Origin of the sequence: Mycobacterium sp. SMC-17 (assembly GCF_045310915.1) — a bacterium.
In the GTDB taxonomy this organism is placed as follows: Bacteria; Actinomycetota; Actinomycetes; order Mycobacteriales; family Mycobacteriaceae; genus Mycobacterium.
Genome location: NZ_JBJIAK010000168.1, coordinates 1 through 1,089, shown reverse-complemented (window position 1 = coordinate 1,089; position 1,089 = coordinate 1). Strand labels below are relative to the sequence as shown.

Below are 1,089 nucleotides of genomic sequence, written 5' to 3'. Positions count from 1 at the left end.
ACCGAGAGCCCGTTCTGCGCCTCGATCTCCTTGTTGAGCTCGACAAAGCTCCAGCCGATCTTCTTCGCCAGCATCCGCCCGAGCGTGGTCTTGCCGGCGCCGCGCAGGCCGATCAGCGCGATGCCGGAGAAAGAGGCGCGGCGTGGCGCCAGCGGGCTGCTGCCGGCGAGCATGTCCTTGGCCTGCGCGATCTGGCTCGGCGACGCCTTGCGCAGGAGATCTCGGATCACCGCCCAATCGGGCACCGGCTCGCTCGAGGGGATCAGGTCCTCGAGATGCGCGCCCATCGCGCCTGCGACACGGCGCAGCAGCACGATCGAGACATTGCCTTTGCCGCTCTCCAGCTGGGCGATGTAGCGTTCGGAAATGCCGGAGACTTTTGCGAGCACCTTGCGCGACATGCCGGCCAGGCCGCGCGTGGTGCGCACCCGCTGGCCGAGCTGTTCGAGGAAGTCGGTTTCCGGATCGTTGGCTGCGGTCATGATCCCTGTGCGACGCGCGGTCCTGGCTGAATCAGGCCGTTAGTCTAGGAAACATAATGCCGATAAAGATTGACAGCAAGCCGAGCTGGTGGCCTTGTATGAATTATAATTCTTAAATTCACAGGAGAGGGAAGCGTGGCGCGTCTGGGTCCCAAGCAAGGTCCGGGGAGCGGGGCATGACTTATAACGCAGTCTCCTGGCTGCTCGACCGCAACGTCGATGAGGGTCGCGGCGACAAGGTCGTGTTCGACGACACGGCCTCGCAAATCACCTACGGCCAGTTGCAGCAGCAGACCCGGCGGGTCGGCAACATGCTGCGCCGGCTCGGCGTCCGCCGCGAAGAGCGGGTCGCCATGATCATGCTGGACACGGTCGATTTCCCGATCGTGTTCCTGGGCGCGATCCGCGCCGGCGTGGTGCCGGTGCCGCTCAACACGCTGCTGACCGCGGAGCAATACGCCTACATCCTCGGCGACTGCCGCGCGCGCGTGCTGTTCGTGTCGGAGGCGCTGCTACCGGTCGTGAAGGACATCGTCGCGCGCATGCCCGACCTCGCGCATGTCGTGGTCTCCGGCAAGGACGCGCACGGCCACGCCAAGCTCTCCGA

At 65.3% G+C, this 1,089-nt stretch carries 2 protein-coding genes; one reads left to right on the top strand and one right to left on the bottom strand.

Going from position 1 to position 1,089, the window contains the following annotated elements; genetic code table 11:
* Window positions 1-482: helix-turn-helix domain-containing protein (locus ACJH7A_RS30615; protein ID WP_406803331.1), on the bottom strand; the 482-nt coding region annotated here is incomplete at its 3' end.
* A 176-nt stretch (window positions 483-658) separates the two neighbouring features.
* Between ACJH7A_RS30615 and ACJH7A_RS30610 the strand changes: the two genes are divergently transcribed.
* Window positions 659-1,089 (top strand): AMP-binding protein (locus ACJH7A_RS30610; protein WP_406803330.1); only part of this gene is annotated, 431 nt, incomplete at its 3' end.